The organism is Bradyrhizobium liaoningense (genome assembly GCF_018130825.1).
GTDB classification, from domain to species: domain Bacteria; phylum Pseudomonadota; class Alphaproteobacteria; order Rhizobiales; family Xanthobacteraceae; genus Bradyrhizobium; species Bradyrhizobium liaoningense_B.
This window is the reverse complement of sequence record NZ_JAFCJS010000009.1, coordinates 275992-300252: the sequence shown is the minus strand read 5'-3', so window position 1 is coordinate 300252 and position 24261 is coordinate 275992. Positions and strand designations below refer to the sequence as shown.

Genomic DNA, 24261 nt, shown 5'->3' with positions numbered 1-24261 from the left:
CAGCCGCCTCGACAAGCTCGGCTGGCGCGCGACGACGTCGCTTCACGATGGCTTGAAGCGCGCATATGCGGCGTATCAGGCAGGCGCGCAGTGACCGCGCTGCAGTAGGAACCTTCGCCGCAAGCGCGAGTTGGCGGTCGGGCAGGGCGAGAGCCATACGAGGCCGACCGTGCAGCAAGACGTGCGCGTGCACAGCACCGCGCAAATCGCAGGCCATCCGATTCATCCGATGCTGGTGCCGATTCCGATCGCGTGCTTCATCGGCGCGCTGCTGACCGACATTGCCTATGTCGCCAGCGCCGAGATCATGTGGGCGAATTTCTCCGCCTGGCTTCTCCTCGTTGGCGTCATCTTCGGCTGGCTGGCGGCGATTGCGGGCCTGACCGATTTCCTCGGCAACCGCCTGGTGCGCGCGCAGCCGCCGGCCTGGCCGCATCTGCTCGGCAACGCGCTGGCGCTGGTTCTCGCCACCCTCAATGTCCTGATCCACACGCGCGATGGCTGGACCTCGGTGTGGCCGACCGGGCTCATCCTTTCGGCGATCACCGCACTGATCCTGCCCGTCACCGGCTGGCTCGGCTGGGCCATGGTCTATCGTCACGGCGTGGGAGTTGCGCGATGACGTCCATGCTTGCGCGTGCGCTATTGTGCGTCTCGCTGCTGTGCCTTGCCGGCTGCAATGACGGCAGCGGCGATCCCAATGCGCAAATCGGCGCCAACCCGAAGCTACCCGAGATTCAGCAATACCTGCTGCCGCCGATGCATATCGCGCGCATCGTCGGCTGGAAGAAGGATGAGACGCCCACGGTCGCACAGGGCTTGCAGGCCAAGGCTTTCGCAACGGACTTGCAGCATCCGCGCTTCCTCTACGTGCTTCCCAATGGCGACGTGCTGGTGGTGGAGTCCAAGGCGCCGAAGGGGGCTCCGATCAAGCGGCCTAAGGAAATCGTGATCGGCTATGTCGAGCCCTGGGCGACGTCAGGCGGCGATACCGGCGAGAGCAATCGCATCACGTTGCTGCGTGACACGAACGGCGACGGCGTGCCGGATACGCAAAGCGTCTTCCTCGACCATCTCAACTCGCCCTTCGGCGTCGCGCTGGTCGGCAACGACCTCTATGTCGCCAACACCGACGCCATCGTCAAATATCCCTACACGGGAGGGGACACGAAGATCACCGCGCCGGGCACGGTGCTGACGCCGCTGCCGGGCGGCCCGATCGACCATCACTGGACCAAGAGCCTGGTCGCCAGCCCCGATGGCTCGAAGCTGTATGCCGGCGTCGGCTCCAACAGCAACATCACCGAGAACGGCATGGAGGCCGAGCACAATCGCGCCGCGATCCTCGAAGTCGATCGCGACAGCGGCCGCTGGCGCATCTTTGCGAGCGGCCTGCGCAATCCGAACGGCCTGAGCTTCGAGCCGCAGACCGGCGCGCTTTGGACGGTGGTGAACGAGCGCGACGAGCTCGGCCCCGACCTCGTCCCCGACTACATGACCTCGGTGAAGGACGGCGGCTTCTACGGCTGGCCCTACAGCTATTACGGCCAGCACGTCGATCCCCGCGTCAAGCCGGAGCGGCCCGATCTCGTCGCCAAGGCGATCGTGCCCGACTACGCCCTGAGCTCGCATGTCGCTCCGCTCGGAATGGCATTCTATACGGGGAGCAGCCTGCCGAGCGTCTATCGCGGCGGCGCCTTCGTCGGCGAGCATGGCAGCTGGAACAGGCAGGTGCTGAACGGCTACAAGGTCGTGTTCGTGCCGTTCAGCGACGGCAAGCCGAGCGGGCCGGCGCAGGATGTCGTGACCGGCTTCCTCAACAGCGACAACCACGCGCGCGGCCGTCCTGTCGGCGTCGCCATCGACAAGACCGGCGCGTTGCTGGTCGCAGACGACAGCGGCAACACGGTGTGGCGGGTGAGCGCGACGCATCCGCAGCTCACGCAGCGATAGAGCACGGATATGAGAGAGCTGGAGGAAAAGACCATGGGCCTTGCTCAATATGCGATCGTGCCGGTACAGGACGAATGGGGCGTGCTGCATGACGGCGACGTCAAGAGCAGATACGCCACCAAGGAAGCTGCGTTCGAGTCGGCGGTCGCGGCGGCGTCCCTGGCCCTGCGCGAGGGCCACGAGGTTCATGTCAGCGTGCCCGGCCGCGAAGCCGGCGAGAACGCGCTCGGCAGCTAAGATCGTCACACGATCAGCCGCCCGCGCCGCGCGGCAATTCCGATCGTGACCTCCGCGCCCGCGTTGAAATCGAGGCGGTCGGCTTCGACGCCATCGCTGAAGATGACGCCGTTTTCCGCCATCAGGGAGCGGATGCGCAATTGATCCTCGGACGCCAGCCGGCCGAAGACGAGATTGGTCTGCGAATGGCGGCTGGGGAAGGGCTCGCGTACGGCAAAGCGCAACTCCGCTGCGTCCCAGGGCAGGGCGTCGTAGGCGGCCGGCGGAGAGGGCTGGCCGACACTGCCGGCGATCGCAAGCGATCCCGTGACGATGCTCTTGAACCAGGCGGTCGATCCGAGCCCGGTCGAGACGATCAGCCCGCTCGAGGACTGCCGCTCCGTCATCCCGCCGGCCGCGATTTCGTAGACCGCGGAGACATGCGTGCGTGCACCGACGAACAGGTCGTTCACGGCATGCAGCACCTGACCGTCGCTGAGCCGCGCTGCCGCCATCGTTACGGCCTGGCTGTCGCGCTTCTCGGCGGCGATCTCTGGCAGGAGCTTTGCGAGGTCGCGGGGCGCGAAGGGCAGGAGAATGCCGTCATAGCGCGCAGGGTCCGGATTGACCCCGATCAGCGGATGGCCGTCGAGATATTTCATCGTGTTGGCGACGACGCCATCCTGGCCGAGCGCAACCACGATGTCATCGGGTGCGAAGATGAAGTTGGGCAGGAAACCGCGCTCGATGACTTGATAGCGGCCCCATTGCTCCAGCACCTGCAGCGTCGTGCGACGCTGCGCCTGATAGACCTCGTGCTCGCGCTCATAGTCGGAGAAGTCGGCGCCGAGATGCTCGACATAGAAGCGCGCCTGCGCCGGCGTCAGGTAGCGCGCAATCAGGTCCTCCAGCCTGGTCTTGCGCGTCACCAGCACGATCTTGCGGTCATTGGCGGCGGGCACTGCCGGCCTCCGTCATCTTCGGCTTCTCCATCAACTGGCTGAGCAGGTCCGGAGAGACGTTGAGCTGGCCGATCTTCTCGGCCTTCTCGGCGATGCCGGAGAAGGCTTGCGCGATCAGCTGCCCCGGCTGCATGCCGGCCGCGGCGAGCGCCTGGATCACGCGGGTGTCGACGCCCTCGAAGATCTTCATCAGCGCGCCAACACGATAGGCTTCGGCGTCGGCCAGCGTCCTGGTGTTCTCGGCGTTGAGGCCGACGAAGTCCTTGCGCTTGCCTTCCAGCACGATGTCCGCGGCCATGCCGGCCTGGCGCAGTTCGTTGCGCTTGGCGGCGACGCTCGCCTCGGCGTCCATCTGGGTCTCGCGGATCGACCGCTTCTTCTGCTCGACCGCGATCTCGGTGTCGAGCTCGCTTTCGCGAATGGCGCGCTCCTGCTCGACGGCAAAATTGCGCCGGGCGAAGATCGCCTCGTCGGCATTCTTCAGGATCGCCTCGCGCGCTTCGGCTTCCAGCGCCTTTGCGGTGTCGGGCGTCGGCTTGATGCCGCGAATGGACACGCCGAGGATTTCGAGGCCGAGAGAGGCGATGTCGGCGCGCGCCCGCAAGCCCGCCGCAATGATGTCGGCGATGCGGTCAGGGGACTGCAGCGCGTCCTTCAGCGTCAGCTCCTTCACCGCCTGCTGCGCGAGCACCTCGACCGTCCCGAGGATGCGCTGCGGCAGCTTCTCGGGATCGTCGGTCTCATAGGTCTTGCCGTCGGCCTTCAGCGTGAAATCGAGCATCGAGGCCGCCTTCTTCGGCTCGTTGATGCGATAGGTGACATGGCCCTGCACCGTCAGCGTCTGAAAGTCGCGCGCGATCTGCTGAAAGATGAAGGAGGCGTCGCGGCTGCCGATCGGCACGGCGACGAGCATGGTCACCGGCGCGTAGTAGAGCGCGGAAAGTCCGGCGCCTTCGGCGACGATCTCGCCGGCGCGATACTTCATGAGATAGGTGGTGGGCTGAGCCTTGATGAACCTGACGCCAAACATGGCCTTCTCCGTCGGTCTTACTAAGTGTGCCTGAGCAACTAAGGAAGTTGGACTGTACAACTAACTATGCTACTGTCAAGGCCGAACAGCGGAGTTGGGGATGGCAGGCGAGGCGCTTAACAAGAACCTTGGCAAAGACCATGGAAAGTCAGGACAATTGGACTTTCCGCGGCCCCTGACCACGGTCGATGTGGTGATTTTTGCGATCGTGAACGACAGCCTTCAGGTGTTGCTGGTGCAACGTCCGGCGGGTGAGGGCGAGCCGTTTCCGCTGACGTGGGCGCTGCCGGGTGGCTTCGTCGACGTCGCGAAGGACCGCGATCTCGCGGCCTGTGCGGCCCGCAAGCTCAGGGAAAAGACCGGAGTTACGAGCCCTTATCTCGAGCAGCTCGGAAGCTGGGGCAGTGCGACGCGCGATCCGCGCGGCTGGTCGGCGACGCACGCCTATTTCGCGCTGATCCCGGACGAAGCAAGCGAGCTTGCGCCCGATGCGCGCTGGTTTCCGCTTCCCGGCGGCAGGCTCAAGGACAAGCTCGCCTTCGATCACGGCGACATCCTGGCGACCGCGATCCAGCGCCTGCGCAACAAGGTGGAGTACACCTCGCTGCCGGCCTATCTGATGCCCGCGGAATTCACGCTGCCGGATTTGCAGCGCGTTTACGAGATCGTGCTCGATCGCCCCCTCGAGAAGAGTGCCTTCCGGACGCGGATCCTGTCGGCCGACATGATCGAGCCGGTCGCGAAGATGCGCCGCGGCCCGAACCGTCCGGCGCAGCTCTATCGGCTGAAGAAGGGCAGGGAGCCCGTGTATTTCGTGCGGACGTTCAATCCGCCGGAGTGAGCTCTCGCGGCGTCATGCCGAGCGCGAGCATCGCCGGAGCCCGGAGATAGACGCTCTGGCGTAGATAACATCATGTTAGGTTTATCGCATAACTGGGTAATTGTGTTAGCCCGGCGAAAGCCTATTGTTGCGACCAATCAGACAGCCATCGGCCATGACAAGCGCTCCGCAAAGCCCCGCAGAGCGCCTGGAGAGTGCTGTCCGATTTCGAACGAAGCCCGCCAACGGGACGTCGATAAACCCAGAGGAGGAATTTCTGAGATGACCACGACTCGCGCGATCCACGACATGGGTCAGTCCAAGAAGGCTGCTGCGAGCGGCTGGATTGGGTCGGCTCTCGAATATTATGACTTCTTCATCTACGCGACTGCCGCCTCGCTGATCTTCCCGCAAATCTTCTTCCCCTCGGACAATCCTACCGTCGCAATCGTCGCATCGCTGGCGACCTATGGCGTCGGCTATGTGGCGCGTCCCATCGGCGCCTTCGTCCTCGGACATTGGGGCGACACGCATGGCCGCAAGACCGTGCTCATCGTCTGCATGTTCCTGATGGGCATCTCGACGATGGCGGTCGGCCTTCTCCCGACCTATCACCAGGTCGGCATCCTTGCGCCGATCCTGCTCGTCATTCTTCGCCTCGTGCAGGGATTTGCCGTTGCCGGTGAAATCTCCGGCGCGAGCTCGATGATCCTGGAGCACGCGCCGTTCGGCCGGCGCGGCTTCTACGCGAGCTTCGCGCTTCAGGGCGTTCAGGCCGGCCAAATTCTCGCAGCAGCCGTCTTCCTGCCGCTGGCGGCCTATATGCCGACGGAGGCCTTCAACAGCTGGGGCTGGCGGATTCCCTTCCTGCTCAGCTTCTTCGTCATCGTCGCCGGCTACATCATTCGCCGCGAAGTCGACGAAACCCCGGCCTTCACCCGCGAGGGCGAGCAGGGGGAAACGCCGCGGGCGCCCATCGTCCAGGCCATCAAGCTGAGCTGGCGCGACATGCTCAGGGTCATCTGCATGGCGCTGATGAACGTCATCCCCGTCGTCGCCACCATCTTCGGTGCGGCCTACGCGGTGCAGCCGGCCTATGGCATCGGTTTTGCCAAGGACGTCTATCTCTGGATCCCCGTGCTCGGAAACATGCTGGCGGTGTTCGTCATTCCCTTCGTCGGCCATCTCTCCGACAAGGTCGGCCGCAAGCCTCCGATCATCGTGGGCGCGCTGCTCTCCGGCCTGCTTGCTTTCGGCTACCTCTATGCCATCAGCATCCGGAACGTGCCGCTGGCGATCCTGCTCTCGCTCCTGATGTGGGGCGTCGTCTACCAGGGCTACAACGCGATTTTCCCGAGCTTCTACCCGGAGCTGTTTCCGACGCGCACCCGTGTGTCGGCGATGGCGATCTCGCAGAACATCGGGACGACCATCACCGCGTTGCTTCCGGCCCTGTTTGCGACCGTGGCGCCTCCCGGCTCGGCCAACATTCCCCTGACGGTCGGGGCGATCGCCTTCGGCATCACGGTCATCGCGGCGCTGGCGGCCGTCTCGGCGCGGGAAACCTACCGGATCAGCATCGACGATCTCGGCAATCCCAAGGCCGTTCCGATCCCGCGGGCCGACTATGAGCGGCAGCGTGCGGAGGCGGCGAGCGGGGCGACCGCAGTCCCGACCTGACGCTGACGCGAGAAAGCCGTGCCGCTGCGATCGATGATGTTTGTAGCGGCAGGGCTCGACTTGTTATGTAACTGCCTAGTCGAACCCGGTGCGCGCGAGCGCGATCATCATGAGGTCCAGGGATGAACCCCGTCGTCGTTGCTGTCGCCATCACCGGCTCTGTTCCGCGCAAGAAGGACAATCCGGCAGTGCCGATCTTGCCGTCCGAACAGATCGAGTCGACCCACCAGGCCTTCGAGGCCGGTGCCACGCTTGCCCATATCCACGTTCGCAACGATGACGAGACGCCGTCCTCCGATCCCGAGCGTTTTGCGCTGGTGCAGGAGGGCGTCAAAAAGCATTGTCCGGGGATGATCGTTCAGTTCTCCACCGGCGGGCGAGGGCGCGATCCCTCGGCGCGTGGATCATCGCTCTACCTGAAGCCTGACATGGCCTCGCTGTCCACGGGCTCGGTGAACTTTCCGACCATCGTCTACGAGAACAGCGCCGCCCTGGTCGAGACGCTCGCGACCGGCATGAAGGCGAACGGCATCCGGCCGGAGATCGAGATCTTCGATCTGTCGCATCTGCACGGCGCCCGTCGCCTGATCGAGTCGGGACTGATGGATGCGCGTCCGCACGTGCAGTTCGTCATGGGCGTCAAGAACGCGATGCCGGCGGACGAGCACGTGCTCGACATCCTCCTGGGAGAGCTCAAGCGCCTGATCCCGAACGCGACGTGGACGGCTGCCGGGATCGGGCGCCATCAAGCCGAGGTCATGGGCTGGGCGCTCGCGCGGGGCGCCGACGCGGTTCGCACCGGCCTCGAGGACAATATCAGGATCGACAAGACGCGACTCGCCGCCAGCAACGCGGAGCTCGTGACCGTCGCCTGTGAGGCGGTCACGCGCCATGGCCGGCGCGTCGCCACCGCGGCCGAGGCGCGATCCCTGCTCGGGCTCGCGGGGTAGGGGCTACTGCCTCCTCCTGACATGCTCCCGGCTGCCTTCTGCTATTCGGTGGCTGACGTTCCGTTGCGCCAAGACTCCCGCTATGACCGGTCCGTGCACAGGCACGCAGCTGGGGCGGGCGACGTTTGGAATGCGGTTCTTGAAATCTGACGGCAGGCTCATCGGGGTCCTGCTGGTGCTTGCAATCACCCAGCTCATTGGATGGGGCACGATCGGCCTTCCGCCCATCATCGGCCGCGACCTTGCCGCCGATCTCGGCATGAGCCTGCCGATGGTTTTTGCGGGCACCTCGACACTTTATGTCACCATGGGCCTGTGCGCGCCCTGGCTCGCCAAGGTTTTCGCGCGACATGGGGCACGCAAGGTGATGATGGTGGGCACGGTCGTCAGCGTGCCCGGATTCGTGCTCCTGTTCTTCGCGCGTGACCCGGCCCTCTATTTCGCTGCCTGGATCGTCTTTGGCCTTGCCGGCAGCGCCACGCTCTCGACCGGTGCCTATATCATGCTCAACGAGGTCGCCGGACGGCAGGCCAAGAGCGCGATCGGCGCGCTCATGCTGGTGACCGGGCTTTCGAGCAGCATCTTCTGGCCGGCCACATCGTTCCTGAATGGTCTCGTCGGCTGGCGCTGGACCTGCCTCGTCTACGCCGCCATGCTGATCGTGGTCTCGCTCCCGCTTTATGCGCTGGCTGCGCCGCGCCGGAGCGTCGCGAAGGACAAGGGCCCGGCGCCGGCAAAGCACGCGGATGTGCCGCCGGTTGCGCGCAGCACGTTCGGCCTCGTCGTCTCCGCGATCACCCTCAACGCCTTCGTCAATTTCGGCCTCGGCGCGGTGTTCATCGAATTGCTGCGGGCGGAAGGGCTGGCGCCGGCCCAGGCCATCGCCTTCGGCTCGATGCTGGGCGTCATCCAGGTCAGCGCCCGCGGGCTCGACTTCCTCGGCGGCGGACGGTGGGATGGCATCACGACCGGGCTCGTAGCCGGCACGGCGCTGCCCGTGGCCATGCTGCTGTTGATGCTGAGCGAGGGGGCGACCTGGGCAGTCGCGGTCTTCATCCTGCTCTATGGCGCCGGCAGCGGCGCGATGGCGGTGGCACGGGCGACCATTCCGCTCGTGTTCTACGACCAGGCCGAGTTCGCCAAGGCGATGTCGATGATCGCATTGCCGCTTAATCTGGCCTCCGCGCTGTCGCCGCCGCTGCTGGCCGGCCTGCTCACCCAGTTCGGCAGCCGCAGTGCGCTCGGTCTCACCTTCGTCTGCTCCTGCGCGACGGTATTGATCCTGGTCCTGCTCGGGCGACGGCGGCCAAGCGTGGCCGCAGCGGCTGCAAACCTGAGCTCGGCGCGCTGATCTTCGCGACGCGGAAAATCGCCGCCGCGGGGCCACGGCTGTGGCGGCGCGGATGGCCGTATGCCCGGAGCGCAGTGCTCGGGGACCGAAAATGGTGTATCCGCAGGGAGCGCGGCTTGGCTCGAGCCGCCGCGCCAACACCAGTTCCCCGGAGGAAACCGACATGTCGGCCTTGCCGCTCTCAGGCATCAAGATCCTTGACCTCACCCGCGTGCTTGCCGGGCCCTTGTCGGCCCAGATGCTGGGCGATCTCGGCGCGGAGGTCATCAAGATCGAGCGGCCGGGCACCGGCGACGACGCGCGCGCCTTCGGCCCGCCTTACCTGAGCGATCCCGAGGGCAAGGCGAACAACAACAACTCGTTCTATCTCTGCGCCAACCGCAACAAGAAGTCGGTCACCGTCAACATCGCCAAGCCCGAAGGGCAGGCGATCATCCGCGAGCTCGCCAAGGATGTCGACGTCTTCATGGAGAACTACAAGGTCGGCGATCTCAAGCGCTACGGCCTCGACTACGAGACGATCAAGGCGATCAACCCCGGCATCATCTATTGCTCGGTCACCGGCTTCGGCCAGACCGGACCGTATGCGCCGCGCGCCGGCTACGACGCCATCCTGCAGGCGATGGGCGGGCTGATGAGCGTCACCGGCCATATCGACGGCGAGCCGGGCGAGGGCCCGATGAAGGTCGGCCCGTCGATCGTCGACTACATGACCGGCATGAATGCCTCGATCGGGATTCTCTCGGCTCTCTACAATCGCGATGCCAATGACGGGCAGGGCCAGCACATCGACGTCTGCCTGTTCGACACCGTCATCGCCTCGCTGTCGCACTGGCTGCAGATCTACCTCGTCAACGGCAAGACCCCGCCGCGCCGCGGCACCTGGGGCAATGGCGGCATGCCGGCCGGCGTATTCCGCTGCACCGACGGCGAATTGATGCTGGTGGTCGGCAATGACGGCCAGTTCCAGCGCACCTGCGCCGTGCTCGGCGAGCCCGAGCTCGCCAATGACAAGCGCTTCATCAAGAACAATGACCGTGTCGTGCATGGCAAGGAGATCATGGCGATCTTCGCCGGCTTGTTCCTGAAGAATCCGGTGGCCTATTGGCTGGACAAGCTGGAGGAGGCCGGCGTGCCCTCAGGTCCGATCAACAATTTCGAGCAGGTGTTTTCCGATCCGCACGTCCAGTCACGCGGCATGCGGGTGAAGACCGAGCACAAGTTCGAGCCGGAGCTGTCGCTGATCCGTAACGCGCTGACCTTCTCGGAGACCCCGATCAAGAACTACCGCGCCCCGCCGCTGCTCGGGGAGCACACTCAGGAGGTGCTCGGCGGCAAGCTCGGCTACGATGCCGGGAAGATCGAGCAGCTGAAGCAGCAGGGGATTATCTAGCGCGCTCTTACCCTCCCCTGGAGGGGGAGGGTCGGCGCGAAGCGCCGGGGTGGGGTGATCTCTCAACACGGGCAGTGTCCCATGCGGAGAGACCGTCACCCCACCCCGCTGCGCATTCCGCTTCGCTGCATGCGCATCGACCCTCCCCCTCCAGGGGAGGGTCAGGTAAATTTGCGCAAGGCTTAAGTCACGACGACATCGAGCAGCATCGCATGACCAGCAAAACCATCATCACCTGCGCCATCACCGGCAATCTCACAAAACCCGAGCAGTCGCCGTACCTCCCGATCACGCCCGAACAGATCGCGACATCCGCGCTGGAAGCCGCCGAAGCCGGCGCGGCCATCGCCCACATCCATGTGCGCGATCCCGCCACGGGGCGGCCCTCGATGGAGGTCGATCTCTACCGCGAGGTGGTCGAGCAAATCCGCGCGCGCAACAAGAGCCTCGTCATCAATCTCACCACCGGCCCCGGCGGCCGCTTCGTGCCCTCGATCGAAGATCCCCGCATCGCCGGCCCGGGCACAACGCTGCTCCAGCCTGAGAAGCGTGTCGAGCATATCGAGCTGCTCAAGCCGGACATCTGCACGCTCGACCTCAACACCATGAATTCCGGCGGCGAGGTCGTGATCAACACGCCGCGCAACGTCCGCATCATGGCCGAGCGGATGAAGGCCGCCGGCGTGCTGCCGGAGATCGAGCTGTTCGATTCCGGCGACTGCCATCTGGCGCGCGACCTGTTCGCCGACGGCACGCTGAAGGGGCCGGGCCTGTTCTCGCTCGTGCTCGGGGTGAAATACGGCTTCTCGGCGACGCCCGAGACGATGTTCTATGCCCGCGGCCTGCTGCCATCAGGCGCGATCTGGTCCGGCTTCGGCATCGGCCGCGCCGAATTCCCGATGGTGGCGCAGGCGTATCTGCTCGGCGGCCATGTCCGCGTCGGCATGGAGGACAATCTCTATATGTCCAGGGGCGTGCTGGCGAAGACCAATACGGAACTCGTCGCGCACGCTGCGGGCATCCTGAAGAGCCTTGGTGCGACGGTTGCGAGCGCCGCCGATACGCGTGCCATGCTGGGGCTGGCGTAACACTGCGCCGACGCCGGATCGCTAACCATAGACTGGTGACCTCAGTGTGGCGCTCGCGCGGCCTTGCGTGGAGCTTGCGCGCAATCCCCAGATAAACCCGGTCCGTAGTCGCACAGGCTTCCACTCTGCGCGCGACTCTGATTCGATCTCTTCTCGTAAGCGCGGGAGGGAACGAATGTCCTACACCATCGGGTTTCAGTCCAAGAACCAGAAGTCCATTCTGGCGACTGAGGCGGCAACCGCCAATCAGGCCGTCGCTATCATTGCCGCACTGCGGCAAAGCGCCGACGAAATAAAGTTCATCCGCTCGCCGCAGGAAGGCGAGATGGGCATCGAGATGCTGCTGCTGCTCGCCAAGGAAGAGGCCGAGGAGATGCCGCAGCGGGCGTAACCCGCCACCACACTTCGATCAGAAGCGAAACATGCCGGCTGCAGAATGATGTAGTCAGGCCTCAGTCTCGCTCGAACCGAAGGTGGCCGCATGAAACGCGAAGCGCTCCGCGTCGAACCGATCTCGTCGTTTCTGGATCGCTGGAAGGCGCCGACCTCGCCCGTGACGCGTGCCGGCAACATGATCTTCGTCGCCGGCCTGCCGCCGTTCGACCCCGAGACCGGCGAAATCGCCGTCGCCCCGATCGAGCGCCAGAGCGAGCTCATCATGGAGCAGATGAAGCTGTGCCTCGAGACGGCCGGCGCCTCGCTCGACAACGTCATGAAGTGCAACGTCTACTGCACCTCGACAAAACACTTCGCCGCCTTCAACGCGGTCTATGCGCGCTATTTCCCGCAGGATCCGCCGGCGCGGATCTTCGTCTGCACGCCGGAATGGTTTGGTCCGTTCGACGTCGAGATCGACTGCATTGCGATGATGTAACGCGCGCTAGCGTGCCGCAACCTTTGACGGCACCTTCGCCTCCACCCGTCCCGCCGTCAGCGCCATCGTCGCCACGCTGACGACGCGCGCGACCACGTCCTCGACGTCGTCGAGGTCGCATTTGCCTTCCGACAGCTTTGTCAGCCGTTCGCTCTCGCGGATGGTGTGGTGCGCCATGGCGAGCGCAAAGTTGAGGCCCCAATAGATATCGACGTCGCTGCGGTCGGGCAGGGACCTGCGCATCGCGCCGGCGAATTTGCGCAAATGGTCGATCTCGCGGTTCTTGATGCGGCGAATCGGCGGCACGGATTCAATCGAGGCGCGGATCATGAAACGCGCCGCCGTCGAGCGCTGGTTCTCCGGCCCCAGGCAGCCCCGCAAGGTCGGCCCGACCAGCGCCCGCAGGATCACCTCGATCGGCGCGCGGCCGCCGCCTTCTTCCTCGGCCGCCTTCAATTCGCGCAGGCGCTCGCGGTTGGTGGCGATCGAGCGGGTGACAAATAATTCCGCGATCAGCTCGTCCTTCGAGCCGAAATGATAGTTCACCGCGGCGAGGTTGACGCCGGCCTCCGCCACGATGTCGCGCAGCGTCACGTCGCCGAAGCCGCGATCGGCATAAAGCCGTTCGGCGGCGGCGAGAATGGCAGACCTCGTATGATCGCTGGCCATGGCTCTTGTCCGGTCATTCCGGGGCGACGCGCCAGCGTCGACCCCGGAATCTCGCGCCACATTTCGGGATTCCGGGTTCAGCCCTGCGGGCTGCCCCGGAACGACGTCGTGAGCGAGGGAGTTGCAATTCAAACAGTTGTATGAAACTATCGTTTGAAGGCCGGGAAAAGTCAATCCGCAATCGGGACTCGTTCGCAACTGCGCCGGGTTCCGGGGCGTCCGCAAGGCGAGCGCATTCGCGCTTGCGGGCCGCGCGCGGCGGGAGGACAGTCCGGCGCAAAAGCATCAGCGAGAGAGAAACGAGGAGCGTCCCATGGATTTCGATCTGTCCCCCAAGCAGAAGGAATGGCTCGACCGCGTGCGGTCCTTCATGGCCAAGCATGTGCGCCCGGCGGTGCCTGTTTATGACGAGCAGGATCGCAGCGGCGAGCGCTGGAAGGTCATCCCCGTGCTCGAGGACCTCAAGAAGAAGGCGAAGGCCGAAGGCCTCTGGAACATGTTCATGCCGCCAAACGAGCATGAAGATGATGAATTCCGTGGCGCGGGATTGACCAATCTGGAATACGCTCTGCTGTCGGAAGAGATGGGCCGCATCACCTGGGCCTCGGAAGTGTTCAACTGTTCAGCGCCCGACACCGGCAACATGGAAGTGTTCATCCGCTACGGCAGCAAGGAGCAGAAGCGCAAATGGCTGCGTCCGCTGATGGACGGCGAGATCCGCTCGGCCTTCCTGATGACGGAACCGGCGGTCGCATCGTCCGACGCCACCAACATCGAGACCCGTATCGAGAAGGACGGCGATCACTACGTCATCAACGGCCGCAAATGGTGGTCGTCCGGCGTCGGCGATCCCCGCTGCAAGATCGCGATCCTGATGGGCAAGACCGATCCGAAGGCCGCCAAGCACCAGCAACAGTCGCAGATCCTGGTTCCGCTCGACACGCCCGGCATCAAGGTCGAGAAGATGCTGCCCGTGTTCGGCTTCGATGACGCGCCGCACGGTCATGCCCAGGTGCTGCTCGAGAACGTGCGGGTGCCGAAGGAGAACATCCTGCTCGGCGAAGGCCGCGGCTTCGAGATCGCCCAGGGCCGCCTCGGCCCCGGCCGTATTCACCACTGCATGCGCACCATCGGCAAGGCCGAGGAGGCGCTGGAGAAGATGGTGAAGCGGCTCGCCTCGCGCACCGCGTTCGGCAAGAAGATCATCGAGCACAGTGTGTGGGAGCAGCGCATCGGCGAGGCCCGCACCGACATCGAGATGAATCGCCTCTTGTGCCTCAAAGCCGCCGACATGATGGACAAGGTCGGCAACAAGACCGCGCAGCTCGAGATCGCCATGATCAAGGTCGCGGGCCCCAACATGGCCTTGAAGATCATCGATCAGGCGATCCAGGCCTTTGGCGGCGCCGGCGTCTCGGACGAGGCGGGCCTTGCCAAGGACTACGCCCACATCCGCACGCTCCGTCTCGCCGACGGTCCGGACGAGGTGCACAATCGCGCCATTGCCAGACTTGAACTTCGGAAGTATGCAAACTCTGCCAGTCATTGAGAGGGAGAGCCAGGCGGCGCTCCCGATCTAAAGAAAAGACAGGGCATGATTGGGTGACCGCTTGACGCAAGTGCGTCAGCGGTTACCGATTAGGATCGTGCTCGACCAGAAACGGTCAGGACTGAAGAGGGAGCGTCACCGTGGCTGACGGCGTCAGGAAAGACGAGGAATTCTCGGGCACCAAGCCGGTCGAGGAGCGGCATCGTTTCGACGAGCTGCGCCTCGAGGCGTGGATGCGCGAGAACGTCGAAGGTTATGAAGGCCCGCTGGTCGTGCTCCAGTTCAAGGGCGGCCAGTCCAACCCGACCTATCGCCTCAACACGCCGAAGCGCTCCTACGTGATGCGCCGCAAGCCTTTCGGCAAGTTGCTGCCGTCGGCGCATGCGGTCGATCGCGAGTATCGCGTCATCGCGGCGCTTGGAAAGCAGGGCTTTCCGGTCGCGCATGCCTATGCGCTGTGCCAGGACGACAGCGTCATTGGCGCCGCCTTCTACATCATGTCGATGGAGGAGGGTCGGGTATTCTGGGATCCGACGCTGCCGAGCCAGGATGCCGATGCACGACGCAAGATCTTCACCAGCAAGATCGAGACGCTGGCGAAGCTGCACATGTTCGATCCCGTCGCGATCGGCCTCGGCGACTTCGGCAAGCCCGGCAATTACTTCGCGCGGCAGATCGATCGCTGGACCAAGCAGTACCGGGCCTCGGAGACGCAGCACATTCCGGAGTTCGAGAAGGTCGCCGAATGGCTGCCCAAGACGGTGCCGGAGCAGGCGCGCGTCTCGATCGTCCACGGCGACTATCGCCTCGACAACATGATTTTCCACGCAACGGAACCGCGCGTTCAGGCCGTGCTGGACTGGGAGCTGTCGACGCTCGGCGATCCCATGGCCGACTTCACCTATCTGCTCATGCAGTGGATCATGCCGGGCCTGCAGGGCGTCGACATCAAGGCGCTCAACATCCCGAGCCTGGAAGAGGCGGCGCAGATCTACTGCAACGTCACCAGGATGAGCGTGCCTGATCTCAACTGGTACTTCTCCTACAATCTGTTCCGCCTCGCGGGCATCACCCAGGGCATCGCCGGCCGCATCCGCGACGGCACCGCCGCCAACGCCAAGGCGCTGGAGTCAGCCAAGCGCACCGTGCCGCTGTCGCAAGCATCATGGGAATACGCGCAGAAGGCGGGCGCGGTGTAGGAAGAACGAAGGCGCGGTCGATGTGGCCGCGCCTTTTGCTTTCGATGTGCGCCGCTGTTTCCGCATACTCGGTGTCGTCGCCCGGATGAGCGAAGCGATATCCGGGACAGATGATCCCGCATGTCGCTTCGCTCATGCGGGCTACGTCAGCTCTCGTAGGGTGGGCAAAGGCGCGTAGCGCTGTGCCCACCATCTCTCCGCGATCACGGAGAAAAGGGTGGGCACGCTTCGCTATGCCCACCCTACGGCAGCGTCGCCTGAACGGCCGCCGTCTCGGGGCATGACGCAGATCGTGAGGAACGCCCGCAGCTTGTCCTGCCACCAAGCGTGACCATATCTCCTCCGCAAGGAGACGATCATGGTCCAGCAACTGCGCATCTACGAGATCTTCGAGAAGAACAAGGCCGCCTTCCACGCCCGCTTTCGCGACCACGCGGCGCGCATCATGCGAACCAGATATGGCTTCCGGATCGTGGCGATGTGGGAAACCAGGTTCAGCGACCGCACCGAATTCGCTTATCTCCTGGAATGGCCGGACGAGGCGGCCAAAACGGCGGCGTGGACGGCCTTCATGGCCGACACCGAGTGGTCCGAGATCAAGCGGGTCACTCACGCCGAACACGGCTTGATGGTCGGCCAGATCGAGGACCGCTTGCTCGTGCCGGTGGATTATTCGCCGGCGCGGAGCTTGCTGCGTTAGCTGTGATGAGGCGGAGCTCGTTCCACCCGTCATTGCGAGCGTAGCGAAGCAATCCAGGGATGTATATGCGGAAACAGTCTGGATTGCTTCGTCGCAAGAGCTCCTCGCAATGACGAGGCACAACTCTCGTAGGGTGGGCAAAAGCGCGTAGCGCTTCGCCCACCATCTCTCCGCGATGGTGGAAAAGTGGTGGGCACGCTTCCGCCTTCGCTCTTCGAGCTACGGCGGACAAGTCGCTTTGCCCACCCTACGGCAGCGTCGCCTAAGACGCCGTCTTCGCACAATGCGTGATCAGCCTCTCCACGAACTCCGCGCATTTCTCCAGCTCCGCCATCTCCACGAACTCATCCGGCGTATGCGCCTGCGCGATCGATCCCGGGCCGATCACGACCGAGGGGATGTCGGCGATGCTGGCGAACAGGCTCGCCTCGGTGCCGAAGGCGACCTTGGCGTGGTCGTTGCGCCCGGCAAGGCTTTTTGCGAGCGTGACGATGGCGGCATCGGCGGCAGTGTCGAGCGCGGGATAATCGAGGATCTCCTCGAAATCGATGCCGCAGTCCGGATGCCTGGCCTTCATCGCCGGCTCGAGCTCGGCCTTGGCCCAGGCGACGATCGCATCGGTCACCTCCTTGGACTCCGTGATGCCGATGCCGCGGCATTCGAAATCGACCGTGCAGGTATCGGGCACGATGTTCAGCGCGGCGCCGCCATGCACGATGCTGGTGAGCAGCGTCGAATGCGGCACGTCGTAGAGGCTGTCGGTCGATCGCACGGCCGCGAGTGCCACGGCGCGGCGGCGGATCTCGACGATCAGCTCGGCGGCATATTCGATCGCATTGACGCCCTCGGGCGCGATCGAGGAATGACGGGCGAGCCCGCGAAAGGTCGCGCGCACACCGTGCTTGCCCTTGTGGCCGATGATGACCTGCATCTGGGTCGGCTCGCCGATGAAGGCGCCGAGCGGCCTGAGCTTCTTCTTTGCGACCTCGTGCAGCATCGGCCGCACGCCGACGCAGCCGATCTCCTCGTCATAGGAGATGGCGAGATGGATCGGCGTCGTCAGCTTCGCCTCCAGCATCTCCGGCACCATGGCAAGGCACACCGCGACATAGCCCTTCATGTCGGTGGTGCCACGGCCATAGAGCTTGCCCTCGCGCTCCACCAGCTTGAACGGATCATGGCTCCAGTCCTGGCCGATCACGGGAACGACGTCCGTGTGGCCCGACAGCACGAAGCCCGGCCGGTCCTGCGGCCCGATCGTCACCCACAGCGAAGCCTTCTGCCCGGTCTCGTCGACGATGCGCTCGCCCTTGATGCCGAGGAAGGCGAGATAACTCTCGATATGGGCAATCAGCGGCAGGTTGGTGCGGTCGCTGATGGTGTCGAAGCCGACGAGGTCGGCGAGGAGGTGGCGGATGCGATCGGGTCTTGAGCTTGGGAAGATCGGGTTCGGCATTGTCATTTCTTGTCGTGGGAACGGAAGCAGAAGCGCTTGCACGAACCATACCAATGTGATGGCTGGTGGCGCAAATCAACACAGGCCCGTAGTTTCGTAGGGTGGGTTAGCCTTGCGGCTGCGTGAAGCGCAGTCGGAAGGCGTAACCCACCACTGTCTCTCTCCACGGAAGCAGAAGGGGTGGATTACGCCTTCGGCTAATCCACCCTACGCATCTACAAGCCCTTGGGTTGCCCGACGGGCAAAACATCCATCATGCCGGTCAAGGCAGGGCGCCAAAAATATTCCGCTTTACCGAAATTCGGAAACGGCGTATGTGTCGCCGCACTCCGGCCCAAGGAAGAGGGGCGTATCGCGATCGTCACGACACGCGGGCCGGATGGCGGTGGACGTGGGCCACATCGGCGCGAAAAGCTTCGCAGGGCGGAGAGCCGTGAGCGAAGACCTCGCGCCAGCGACAGGTGCGGCTCACGTACGGCAAAATCGTGTGGTCCTGACGCCCGGGGTCTGTGCGTCAAGCCTTGCGGTGATGTTGCGGCCCGACCGGGCCCGCGCATCAGCGATCCGTACGGCGACGGGGGCAATAGTGCATCGCTCCCCGGGGAGATCACGACATAAGCCGTAAAACCACTGCGCAGGGAAGGCCGGATGTTTGGCTTCACCTGTATGCCGCTGTGCAAATTCTTGCTGCCACCTTTCGCACAGTGGACCGTGGGTGCCCGGCCGGCACCCGGTCTTCCCTGCGCCCCCTTTCGATGGGGGTGAGGCATCGAGGCAAAGCTCGGGCGGAAGATGCCGCGAGGATGCGAAGGTGTGTCTTCAATTGACGATCGAATACCAACGTTGCTGCGAGCACCAATCCATCACCGTCACCCTGAGGTGCCGGAGCGAAGCGGAGGCCTCGAAGGGCGACGGCCCCGCTACATCTCGGCCGTTCATCCTTCGAGGCTCGGCTTGCGATGCATTCGCATCACAAGCCTCGCACCTCAGGATGACGGGTTGATATGGCCCGCGCCGTCAGACCGGCTTCCCCGTATACGGCATCGACGCGGTGAGGCCACCGTCCACAGGGAACGCTTGCCCGTTGACATACGACGCCTCGTCGCTTGCCAGGAACAGTCCCATCGCCGCGAGCTCGTGCGGCTGGCCGGGGCGCTTGAGCGGGTTGAGCTGGCCGATCTTGTCCTGGGTGCCGCGCTCTTTCGCACGATCGAAAATCGGCTTGGTCATGCCGGTCTCGATCAGGCCCGGGCACACCGCATTGATGCGCACGCCGGTGCCGGTGAGCGAATAAGCCGTGGTCTGCACCAGGCTGATCACGCCGGCCTTGCTCGCGGCATAGGGATGTCCGCTCGCGCCGGCCTTGAGGCCTGCCACGGACGCCGTCAGCACGATCGCGCCGGACTGCTGCTTCACCATGTGCGGCATCGCGTACTTCACCGCGAGGAACGGCCCGATCAGATTAATGCGCAAAATCTCCTGCCAGTGTTCGACAGTCTGTTCGGCGAGCGGAACAAGGCCGCCGGAGACGCCGGCATTGGCCCAGATCACGTCGAGCCGGCCATGCGTCTTCACCGCCTTGTCGATGACGGCGATGACGTCCTTCTCCGAGCCCGCGTCCGCCACCATGGCTTCCGCGACACCACCGGCCTTCTTGATCTCCTCGACGGTCTCCTTCACCGCCTCGGTGCGATCGACCGCGATCAGCTTTGCGCCTTCCTTGGTGAACAGCAGCGCAGCCGCACGGCCGATGCCGCTGCCGGCGCCGGTGATGATGACGGATTTGCCTTGCAGACGGCCCATGCGTTTCTCCCTCTGGTGCCTCGCGCGACGCTTGCCGCGCGACGGAATTTCAAACAAGATTTCAAACGGTAAAGTGTCTTGAGACACGTTGCCTACTCACGTACAGCGACATCAGACGGGATGGAAGGGTTTCGATGGCAGCCGAAGACAAGCCCAATGTGGTCACGACACGGTGGTGGTGGGTCCGTCACGCGCCGGTGCGCAATGACGGCGGCAACATCTACGGGCAGAGCGATATCGCCTGCGACACCAGCGACACCTACGTTTTCAATGCCGTTGCCAAGGTGCTGCCACGCAAGGCGGTCTGGTATTCGAGCAATCTGCAGCGCACGCATCAGACGGCCGAAGCGATCTGGGCGGCCGGCTTCCCGCGGCCTGCGTCGATGCAATGGGAAGCGGACCTCGCCGAGCAAAATCTCGGCCGCTGGCAGGGCATGAACCGCGCCCAGTTCATTGCCAGCCGCCCCGTCGGCACCAGCTGGTTCGCGGACATCAACGAGCCCGCGCCCGGCGGCGAAAGTTTCATGGATCTCTACAACCGCACCCGCCGCACCATCGAGCGCATCAACATCGAGGCGGCGGGGCAGGACATCATCGCGGTCGCACATGGCGGCACCATCAAGGCCGCGGTGGGGCTCGCACTCGGTGACTTGCCGGAGCAGGGGCTGGCGTTCGATATCGACAACGTGTCGGTGACGCGGCTCGACTATTTCGCAAGCCCGGAGCGCACCGTCTGGCGGCTGCCGATGGTCAATCAGCAGCCGTGGATCGCGGACGACGCGCACGCGGCGATGCATCAGCTGGCCGGGCCGGAAGTCAAGAAGCTCGCCTGAGCGAGCTGTCATTCCGGGACGGTCCGCAGGACCGGACTATGGTGCGCAGTTGCGCACCTGAGAATCTCGATGTGAATACGAAGATCAATCTTGGGAGAGAAACATGACCTTGTTCGACATGAAGGGGAAAGTCGCCGTCATCACGGGATCGACGCGCGGCATCGGGCTCGCGATCGCCGAGCGCATGGCCGAGCACGGCGCCAAGGTCGTGATCTCCTCGCGCAAGGCCGATGTCTGCGAGCAGGTCGCGAAAGACATCAACGACAAGTTCGGCAAGGGGACCGCGGTCGCGGTCGCCGCGAACATCTCCTCGAAGGAAAACCTGCAAAACCTCGTCGACGAGAGCAACCGCGCCTTCGGCAAGATCGACGTGCTGGTCTGCAACGCCGCGTCGAATCCGTATTACGGGCCGCTCGCCGGCATCTCCGACGATCAGTTCCGCAAGATTCTCGACAACAACATCGTCGCCAACAACTGGCTCATCTCGATGGTGGTGCCGCAGATGATCGAGCGCAAGGACGGCTCGGTCATCATCGTCTCCTCGATCGGCGGCCTGAAGGGCTCGACCATCCTCGGCGCCTACGCGATCTCGAAAGCCGCCGACATGCAGCTCGCGCGCAACCTCGCTTGCGAATACGGCAAGCACAACATCCGCGTGAACTGCATCGCGCCCGGCCTGATCAAGACCGACTTTGCCAAAGCGCTGTGGGACAATCCGGAGAACCTGAAAGCCTCGACCTCGCGCTCGCCGCTGCTGCGCATCGGCATCCCCGACGAGATCGCCGGCGCAGCCGTGTTCCTGGGTTCGAAGGCCGGCGACTTCATGACCGGCCAGACCATGGTGATCGACGGCGGCGCGACGATCAGCTGAGGATCTCGTGTCCCGGACGCGGCGCAGCACGAAGTGCTGCTCCGCGGGGCCGGGACCCAGAAAGCCAAGAGCGAGATCGCGGAGACATGGGCCCCGGCTCTGCGCAGCAACGCCATAGCGCGTCGAAGACGCGCGTGAACGCGCTTATGGAGCGTTGCAGCGCGTCCGGGGCACGAGACTAATCCACCGCCGCGTAAACCAGATCTCGCACCAGGGTGCGCGTGTAGTCGCGCTGGCCTGGCCCTTGCGTCATGAACACCGCGAACAGGTCCTCCTTCGGATCGATCCAGAAGAACGTTCCCGCGATGCCGCTCCAGAAATACTGGCCGACGCTGCCGGGGAAGGGGGCGATGCCGGCCTGTGTGCGCACCGCGAAGCCGAGGCCGAAACCGTGGCCGGGCGACAGCAGGGTACCGTTGGTCGGAACGTGCGGCCCAAGATGATCGGACGCCATCAGTTCCAGCGACTTGCGGCCGATGATCCTGTTGCCGTCGAGCGTGCCGCCGTTGCGCAGCATCAGCGCGAAGCGGGCGTAGTCCATCGTGGTCGAGACCAGACCCCCGCCGCCGGATTCCATCACCGGCTGCTCGAGCATGTTGAAGAGGGCGACCTTGTCGCCGGTCCAGGGATCGGCCGCGAACGGCTCGGCGAGCCTGTCGGCATTGGTCCCGGAGGTCGCAAAGCCGGTCTCGGCCATCTGCAGCGGCGCAAGCACGCGCTCGGAGAGGAATGTACCAAGCGACTTGCCGCTGACGACCTCGATGATGCGGCCGAGGATGTCGGTGGAGCGGCTGTAGTTGAATTCATCGCCGGGGTGGCAGACCAGGGGGAAGCTCGCCACCAGGCTTGCGTGCTCGGCATTGGTGATCTTGCGGCTGCGGACGCGGGACTCCTGGTAGAGCTTGTGCACGGGCCCGTCGCCCTGGTGCTCATAGGTGAGGCCGGAGGTGTGGCGGAGCAGATCCTGCACCGTCATCGCCCGCTTGGGTGGAACCAGCTCCATCCTGCTGCCGCTGACCACGCCGACCTTCTGGTCGGCGAACTCCGGAATGAACTTGGCCACGGGATCGCCCAGCAGGAGGTGGCCGTCCTCGACCAGCGCCATGACCGCAACCGAGACGATCGGCTTGGTCATCGAGAAGATCCGGAAGATCGAATCGCGCACCATCGGCGCCGTGCCCGCCGGGCTCTGCCTGCCGAGCGCCTCGAACCAGCCGACCTGGCCGCGCCTCGCTACCAGCACGGTAACGCCGGGGACGGTCCCCTTGTCGATCTCGCGCTTGAAGGCGTCCGATATGGCCTGCAGGCGAGGGCGGGACAGCCCCAGTGTCTCGGGCCTGGCTTCCGGCAAAGGCGGCGTCTGGGCTGCGGCGGCGGGCTTAAGGGCGGCTTGGGCGGCGTTCATGAGGGCTCCCGGGTTGTTCTTGTCGTTCGGAGCGAACTGTCGCCCAGAAGTCGCACTGTGAACAAGCGGCCCTTGTGCGCTTCTCCCTTGCAATCCGGTCGCCCCCTGTGCTTGAAAGCGGCCCTGAGCCGCGGCGACGCAGGTTCGTAGGAGTGTAGCTCAATTGGTAGAGCACCGGTCTCCAAAACCGGGGGTCGCAGGTTCGAGCCCTGCCACTCCTGCCAGCAAAATCAATCACTTAGATGAGGTGCTGGCGGGACGAGGTGATGTGTGCCGCGTCTCCATCCCCGAGCCTGACCTGTGTCCCTGAAGGCGCACTGTCGCGACCGCGGATCGTTGTGGTCGCGGTCCATGTCGCTTTAGATTGCTGCTTGCGCCTGATCTCTGCGGAAAACCGCTTCGCACTGTTCCCGATCATGTTCTAGCCACTAGCCCATCGCTTCCAGACCGCCTCTGCGAGCGCGATGTCAGTCACCGAGTCCTCACCGGAGGCCAGCGGCTTCTTGCGTTCAATGACGTCGGAGACAAAGGCATCGGCCTGGCGCCGGAATGCCCAGCTGTTCGCACTTGTCAGTCGCGTTCTTTTACCATCGTGATCGACAACGACCTGGGCCTCTCGCTCGGCAAAGGGCGGGGGCAATTCGATGGTCAGGGTCCCGCGCTCGAAATTGATCGTCAGTCCCTCGCGCCAAGCGCCCCTGGTCCCGTTCGCAAGGTCCAGCGCGCACGCGATGCCGTCGAAATCGAGGGTGATGCGCGCAGCTCCCGAGGTCTCCACGGTGCTATCGGCGACTGTCGGCGACGGTCCGAGCACGTAGCGCGCGAGATTGATGATATGACTGAACACGTTCAGAAAGTTGTCGTAGCCGGGCCGTAGCGTGCCCGGCATCCAGTCGGGACCATCCTGCCAGAGCTCAAGCCCGTCCGGCCGGGTTTCGCCGGTCATGACGAAGTTGTCGTGCGATCGGCCGGTGTCGCCGCCGAAGCACCAGCCTCTTGCGCCGACGACGCGTCCGAGCGAGCCGTCCGTGCGCAGGCGCGCCAGCTGGGCCAGCGCGCGCGCTACGCCGGCGTCGTGACGCTTCATGTAGCCGATGCTGTAGACGAGCTGCTGGTGCCGCGCAGCTTCGACCAGCGATGCGGCCTGAACCGTTGTGTAGGCCATCGGCTTCTCCGACAGCACGTGCCGGCCGCTGTTCAACGCGTCCAGCACGATCGGGCCGGTGGCGCGACGCTTCGTCACGACGATGACGGCGGATACCTCGCTATCCGCGAGCAGTTCCCGGTGCGTGCCGTAGACCCGCGAGATGCCGAATTTCTGCGCGGCGGCGGCCGCCAGATCGGGCCGGAGATCGGCGATCGCGACGACGCGGCAGGCGGGATTGGCAGCGAAATTGGCGAGGTGGCACATCTGGCCGACCATGCCTGTCCCGATGATGCCAATGCCGGGCCTCACTGG

23 protein-coding genes and 1 tRNA gene are annotated in these 24261 nt (G+C 64.5%); 17 read left to right on the top strand and 7 right to left on the bottom strand.

Annotated elements, in window-relative coordinates; genetic code table 11:
- Positions 1 to 169: 169 nt before the first annotated feature.
- Genes JQ603_RS32550 through JQ603_RS32540 form a run of 3 tightly spaced genes read left to right on the top strand, consistent with a single transcriptional unit; the run spans position 170 to position 2190 of the window.
- Complete coding sequence (locus JQ603_RS32550; RefSeq protein WP_212346049.1) at positions 170 to 622, top strand: DUF2231 domain-containing protein; 453 nt, start codon at positions 170 to 172, stop codon at positions 620 to 622.
- A complete protein-coding gene (locus JQ603_RS32545) occupies positions 619 to 1953 on the top strand; it encodes a PQQ-dependent sugar dehydrogenase (RefSeq protein WP_212346046.1) in 1335 nt (444 codons plus the stop codon). Before JQ603_RS32550 ends, JQ603_RS32545 begins: the two co-directional genes overlap by 4 nt.
- A gap of 33 nt (positions 1954 to 1986) precedes the next feature.
- Positions 1987 to 2190 (top strand): hypothetical protein, encoded by a 204-nt coding sequence (locus tag JQ603_RS32540; protein WP_018647184.1) that lies wholly within the window; start codon positions 1987 to 1989, stop codon positions 2188 to 2190.
- Positions 2191 to 2195: 5 nt separating this feature from the next.
- Here the strand turns inward: JQ603_RS32540 and JQ603_RS32535 are convergent, their stop codons facing one another.
- Both JQ603_RS32535 and JQ603_RS32530 read right to left on the bottom strand, forming a co-directional pair.
- Complete coding sequence (locus tag JQ603_RS32535) at positions 2196 to 3131, bottom strand: sugar kinase (RefSeq protein WP_212346043.1); 936 nt, start codon at positions 3129 to 3131, stop codon at positions 2196 to 2198.
- Positions 3115 to 4161, bottom strand: a complete 1047-nt coding sequence (locus JQ603_RS32530; protein WP_212346041.1) for an SPFH domain-containing protein — start codon at positions 4159 to 4161, stop codon at positions 3115 to 3117. Before JQ603_RS32530 ends, JQ603_RS32535 begins: the two co-directional genes overlap by 17 nt.
- 100 nt (positions 4162 to 4261) lie before the next feature.
- Between JQ603_RS32530 and JQ603_RS32525 the strand changes: the two genes are divergently transcribed.
- The 8 genes from JQ603_RS32525 to JQ603_RS32490 all read left to right on the top strand — a co-directional run bounded on the left by JQ603_RS32525 (position 4262) and on the right by JQ603_RS32490 (position 12317).
- The gene (locus JQ603_RS32525; RefSeq protein WP_212346039.1) at positions 4262 to 5002 is read left to right on the top strand and encodes an NUDIX hydrolase; all 741 of its coding nucleotides are present in this window, start codon (positions 4262 to 4264) and stop codon (positions 5000 to 5002) included.
- A gap of 261 nt (positions 5003 to 5263) precedes the next feature.
- Positions 5264 to 6661, top strand: a complete 1398-nt coding sequence (locus JQ603_RS32520) for an MFS transporter (protein ID WP_212346037.1) — start codon at positions 5264 to 5266, stop codon at positions 6659 to 6661.
- A gap of 122 nt (positions 6662 to 6783) precedes the next feature.
- Positions 6784 to 7611 (top strand): 3-keto-5-aminohexanoate cleavage protein, encoded by an 828-nt coding sequence (locus JQ603_RS32515; protein WP_212346035.1) that lies wholly within the window; start codon positions 6784 to 6786, stop codon positions 7609 to 7611.
- Positions 7612 to 7741: 130 nt separating this feature from the next.
- Positions 7742 to 8962 carry an MFS transporter gene (locus tag JQ603_RS32510; RefSeq protein ID WP_212346033.1) on the top strand — a complete coding sequence of 407 codons (1221 nt, stop codon included), beginning with the start codon at positions 7742 to 7744 and terminating at the stop codon, positions 8960 to 8962.
- Positions 8963 to 9125: 163 nt separating this feature from the next.
- Positions 9126 to 10355: a CaiB/BaiF CoA transferase family protein gene (locus tag JQ603_RS32505; protein ID WP_212346031.1), complete on the top strand. Its 1230-nt coding sequence runs from the start codon at positions 9126 to 9128 to the stop codon at positions 10353 to 10355.
- Between the two features lie 212 nt (positions 10356 to 10567).
- Positions 10568 to 11443 (top strand): 3-keto-5-aminohexanoate cleavage protein, encoded by an 876-nt coding sequence (locus JQ603_RS32500; RefSeq protein ID WP_212346029.1) that lies wholly within the window; start codon positions 10568 to 10570, stop codon positions 11441 to 11443.
- Between the two features lie 175 nt (positions 11444 to 11618).
- Positions 11619 to 11834, top strand: coding sequence for a hypothetical protein (locus tag JQ603_RS32495; protein WP_063682708.1), 216 nt, complete (start codon positions 11619 to 11621; stop codon positions 11832 to 11834).
- Positions 11835 to 11924: 90 nt separating this feature from the next.
- Positions 11925 to 12317: a RidA family protein gene (locus JQ603_RS32490; protein ID WP_212346026.1), complete on the top strand. Its 393-nt coding sequence runs from the start codon at positions 11925 to 11927 to the stop codon at positions 12315 to 12317.
- Between the two features lie 6 nt (positions 12318 to 12323).
- Here the strand turns inward: JQ603_RS32490 and JQ603_RS32485 are convergent, their stop codons facing one another.
- A complete protein-coding gene (locus JQ603_RS32485) occupies positions 12324 to 12986 on the bottom strand; it encodes a TetR/AcrR family transcriptional regulator (protein ID WP_212346023.1) in 663 nt (220 codons plus the stop codon).
- A 313-nt stretch (positions 12987 to 13299) separates the two neighbouring features.
- On the opposite strand from JQ603_RS32485, the gene JQ603_RS32480 reads away from it, so the two are divergent.
- From JQ603_RS32480 to JQ603_RS32470, 3 genes are all read left to right on the top strand, one after another.
- Positions 13300 to 14535: an acyl-CoA dehydrogenase family protein gene (locus JQ603_RS32480; protein WP_212346020.1), complete on the top strand. Its 1236-nt coding sequence runs from the start codon at positions 13300 to 13302 to the stop codon at positions 14533 to 14535.
- A 140-nt stretch (positions 14536 to 14675) separates the two neighbouring features.
- Positions 14676 to 15734 carry a phosphotransferase family protein gene (locus tag JQ603_RS32475; RefSeq protein ID WP_212346017.1) on the top strand — a complete coding sequence of 353 codons (1059 nt, stop codon included), beginning with the start codon at positions 14676 to 14678 and terminating at the stop codon, positions 15732 to 15734.
- A gap of 358 nt (positions 15735 to 16092) precedes the next feature.
- Positions 16093 to 16434 carry an NIPSNAP family protein gene (locus JQ603_RS32470; protein WP_212346014.1) on the top strand — a complete coding sequence of 114 codons (342 nt, stop codon included), beginning with the start codon at positions 16093 to 16095 and terminating at the stop codon, positions 16432 to 16434.
- A 262-nt stretch (positions 16435 to 16696) separates the two neighbouring features.
- Here the strand turns inward: JQ603_RS32470 and argE are convergent, their stop codons facing one another.
- Positions 16697 to 17890, bottom strand: a complete 1194-nt coding sequence (gene argE / locus JQ603_RS32465) for an acetylornithine deacetylase (RefSeq protein WP_212346011.1) — start codon at positions 17888 to 17890, stop codon at positions 16697 to 16699.
- 1017 nt (positions 17891 to 18907) lie between these two features.
- Positions 18908 to 19693 (bottom strand): SDR family NAD(P)-dependent oxidoreductase, encoded by a 786-nt coding sequence (locus JQ603_RS32460; RefSeq protein ID WP_212346008.1) that lies wholly within the window; start codon positions 19691 to 19693, stop codon positions 18908 to 18910.
- Between the two features lie 134 nt (positions 19694 to 19827).
- On the opposite strand from JQ603_RS32460, the gene JQ603_RS32455 reads away from it, so the two are divergent.
- Complete coding sequence (locus JQ603_RS32455; protein WP_212346005.1) at positions 19828 to 20526, top strand: histidine phosphatase family protein; 699 nt, start codon at positions 19828 to 19830, stop codon at positions 20524 to 20526.
- A gap of 103 nt (positions 20527 to 20629) precedes the next feature.
- The gene (locus JQ603_RS32450; RefSeq protein WP_212346002.1) at positions 20630 to 21397 is read left to right on the top strand and encodes an SDR family NAD(P)-dependent oxidoreductase; all 768 of its coding nucleotides are present in this window, start codon (positions 20630 to 20632) and stop codon (positions 21395 to 21397) included.
- Positions 21398 to 21575: 178 nt separating this feature from the next.
- Here JQ603_RS32450 and JQ603_RS32445 read toward each other — a convergent pair whose 3' ends face one another.
- Positions 21576 to 22802 (bottom strand): serine hydrolase domain-containing protein, encoded by a 1227-nt coding sequence (locus JQ603_RS32445; protein WP_212345999.1) that lies wholly within the window; start codon positions 22800 to 22802, stop codon positions 21576 to 21578.
- Positions 22803 to 22950: 148 nt separating this feature from the next.
- On the opposite strand from JQ603_RS32445, the gene JQ603_RS32440 reads away from it, so the two are divergent.
- Positions 22951 to 23026, top strand: a tRNA-Trp gene (locus tag JQ603_RS32440).
- A gap of 197 nt (positions 23027 to 23223) precedes the next feature.
- On the opposite strand, the gene JQ603_RS32435 is transcribed toward JQ603_RS32440, so the two are convergent.
- Positions 23224 to 24258 carry a Gfo/Idh/MocA family protein gene (locus JQ603_RS32435; RefSeq protein WP_212345996.1) on the bottom strand — a complete coding sequence of 345 codons (1035 nt, stop codon included), beginning with the start codon at positions 24256 to 24258 and terminating at the stop codon, positions 23224 to 23226.
- Positions 24259 to 24261: the final 3 nt, after the last annotated feature.

What these genes read in the sequence shown, in the direction of transcription:
- JQ603_RS32545 (WP_212346046.1), top strand. Translation starts at nt 619, where the DNA reads ATGACGTCCATGCTTGCGCGTGCGCTATTGTGCGTCTCGCTGCTGTGC.
- JQ603_RS32510 (WP_212346033.1), top strand. Translation starts at nt 7,742, where the DNA reads ATGCGGTTCTTGAAATCTGACGGCAGGCTCATCGGGGTCCTGCTGGTG.
- argE (WP_212346011.1), bottom strand. Translation starts at nt 17,890, where the DNA reads ATGCCGAACCCGATCTTCCCAAGCTCAAGACCCGATCGCATCCGCCAC.
- JQ603_RS32520 (WP_212346037.1), top strand. Translation starts at nt 5,264, where the DNA reads ATGACCACGACTCGCGCGATCCACGACATGGGTCAGTCCAAGAAGGCT.
- JQ603_RS32485 (WP_212346023.1), bottom strand. Translation starts at nt 12,986, where the DNA reads ATGGCCAGCGATCATACGAGGTCTGCCATTCTCGCCGCCGCCGAACGG.
- JQ603_RS32450 (WP_212346002.1), top strand. Translation starts at nt 20,630, where the DNA reads ATGACCTTGTTCGACATGAAGGGGAAAGTCGCCGTCATCACGGGATCG.
- JQ603_RS32490 (WP_212346026.1), top strand. Translation starts at nt 11,925, where the DNA reads ATGAAACGCGAAGCGCTCCGCGTCGAACCGATCTCGTCGTTTCTGGAT.
- JQ603_RS32445 (WP_212345999.1), bottom strand. Translation starts at nt 22,802, where the DNA reads ATGAACGCCGCCCAAGCCGCCCTTAAGCCCGCCGCCGCAGCCCAGACG.
- JQ603_RS32515 (WP_212346035.1), top strand. Translation starts at nt 6,784, where the DNA reads ATGAACCCCGTCGTCGTTGCTGTCGCCATCACCGGCTCTGTTCCGCGC.
- JQ603_RS32495 (WP_063682708.1), top strand. Translation starts at nt 11,619, where the DNA reads ATGTCCTACACCATCGGGTTTCAGTCCAAGAACCAGAAGTCCATTCTG.
- JQ603_RS32505 (WP_212346031.1), top strand. Translation starts at nt 9,126, where the DNA reads ATGTCGGCCTTGCCGCTCTCAGGCATCAAGATCCTTGACCTCACCCGC.
- JQ603_RS32540 (WP_018647184.1), top strand. Translation starts at nt 1,987, where the DNA reads ATGGGCCTTGCTCAATATGCGATCGTGCCGGTACAGGACGAATGGGGC.
- JQ603_RS32525 (WP_212346039.1), top strand. Translation starts at nt 4,262, where the DNA reads ATGGCAGGCGAGGCGCTTAACAAGAACCTTGGCAAAGACCATGGAAAG.
- JQ603_RS32530 (WP_212346041.1), bottom strand. Translation starts at nt 4,161, where the DNA reads ATGTTTGGCGTCAGGTTCATCAAGGCTCAGCCCACCACCTATCTCATG.
- JQ603_RS32460 (WP_212346008.1), bottom strand. Translation starts at nt 19,693, where the DNA reads ATGGGCCGTCTGCAAGGCAAATCCGTCATCATCACCGGCGCCGGCAGC.
- JQ603_RS32470 (WP_212346014.1), top strand. Translation starts at nt 16,093, where the DNA reads ATGGTCCAGCAACTGCGCATCTACGAGATCTTCGAGAAGAACAAGGCC.
- JQ603_RS32455 (WP_212346005.1), top strand. Translation starts at nt 19,828, where the DNA reads ATGGCAGCCGAAGACAAGCCCAATGTGGTCACGACACGGTGGTGGTGG.
- JQ603_RS32480 (WP_212346020.1), top strand. Translation starts at nt 13,300, where the DNA reads ATGGATTTCGATCTGTCCCCCAAGCAGAAGGAATGGCTCGACCGCGTG.
- JQ603_RS32500 (WP_212346029.1), top strand. Translation starts at nt 10,568, where the DNA reads ATGACCAGCAAAACCATCATCACCTGCGCCATCACCGGCAATCTCACA.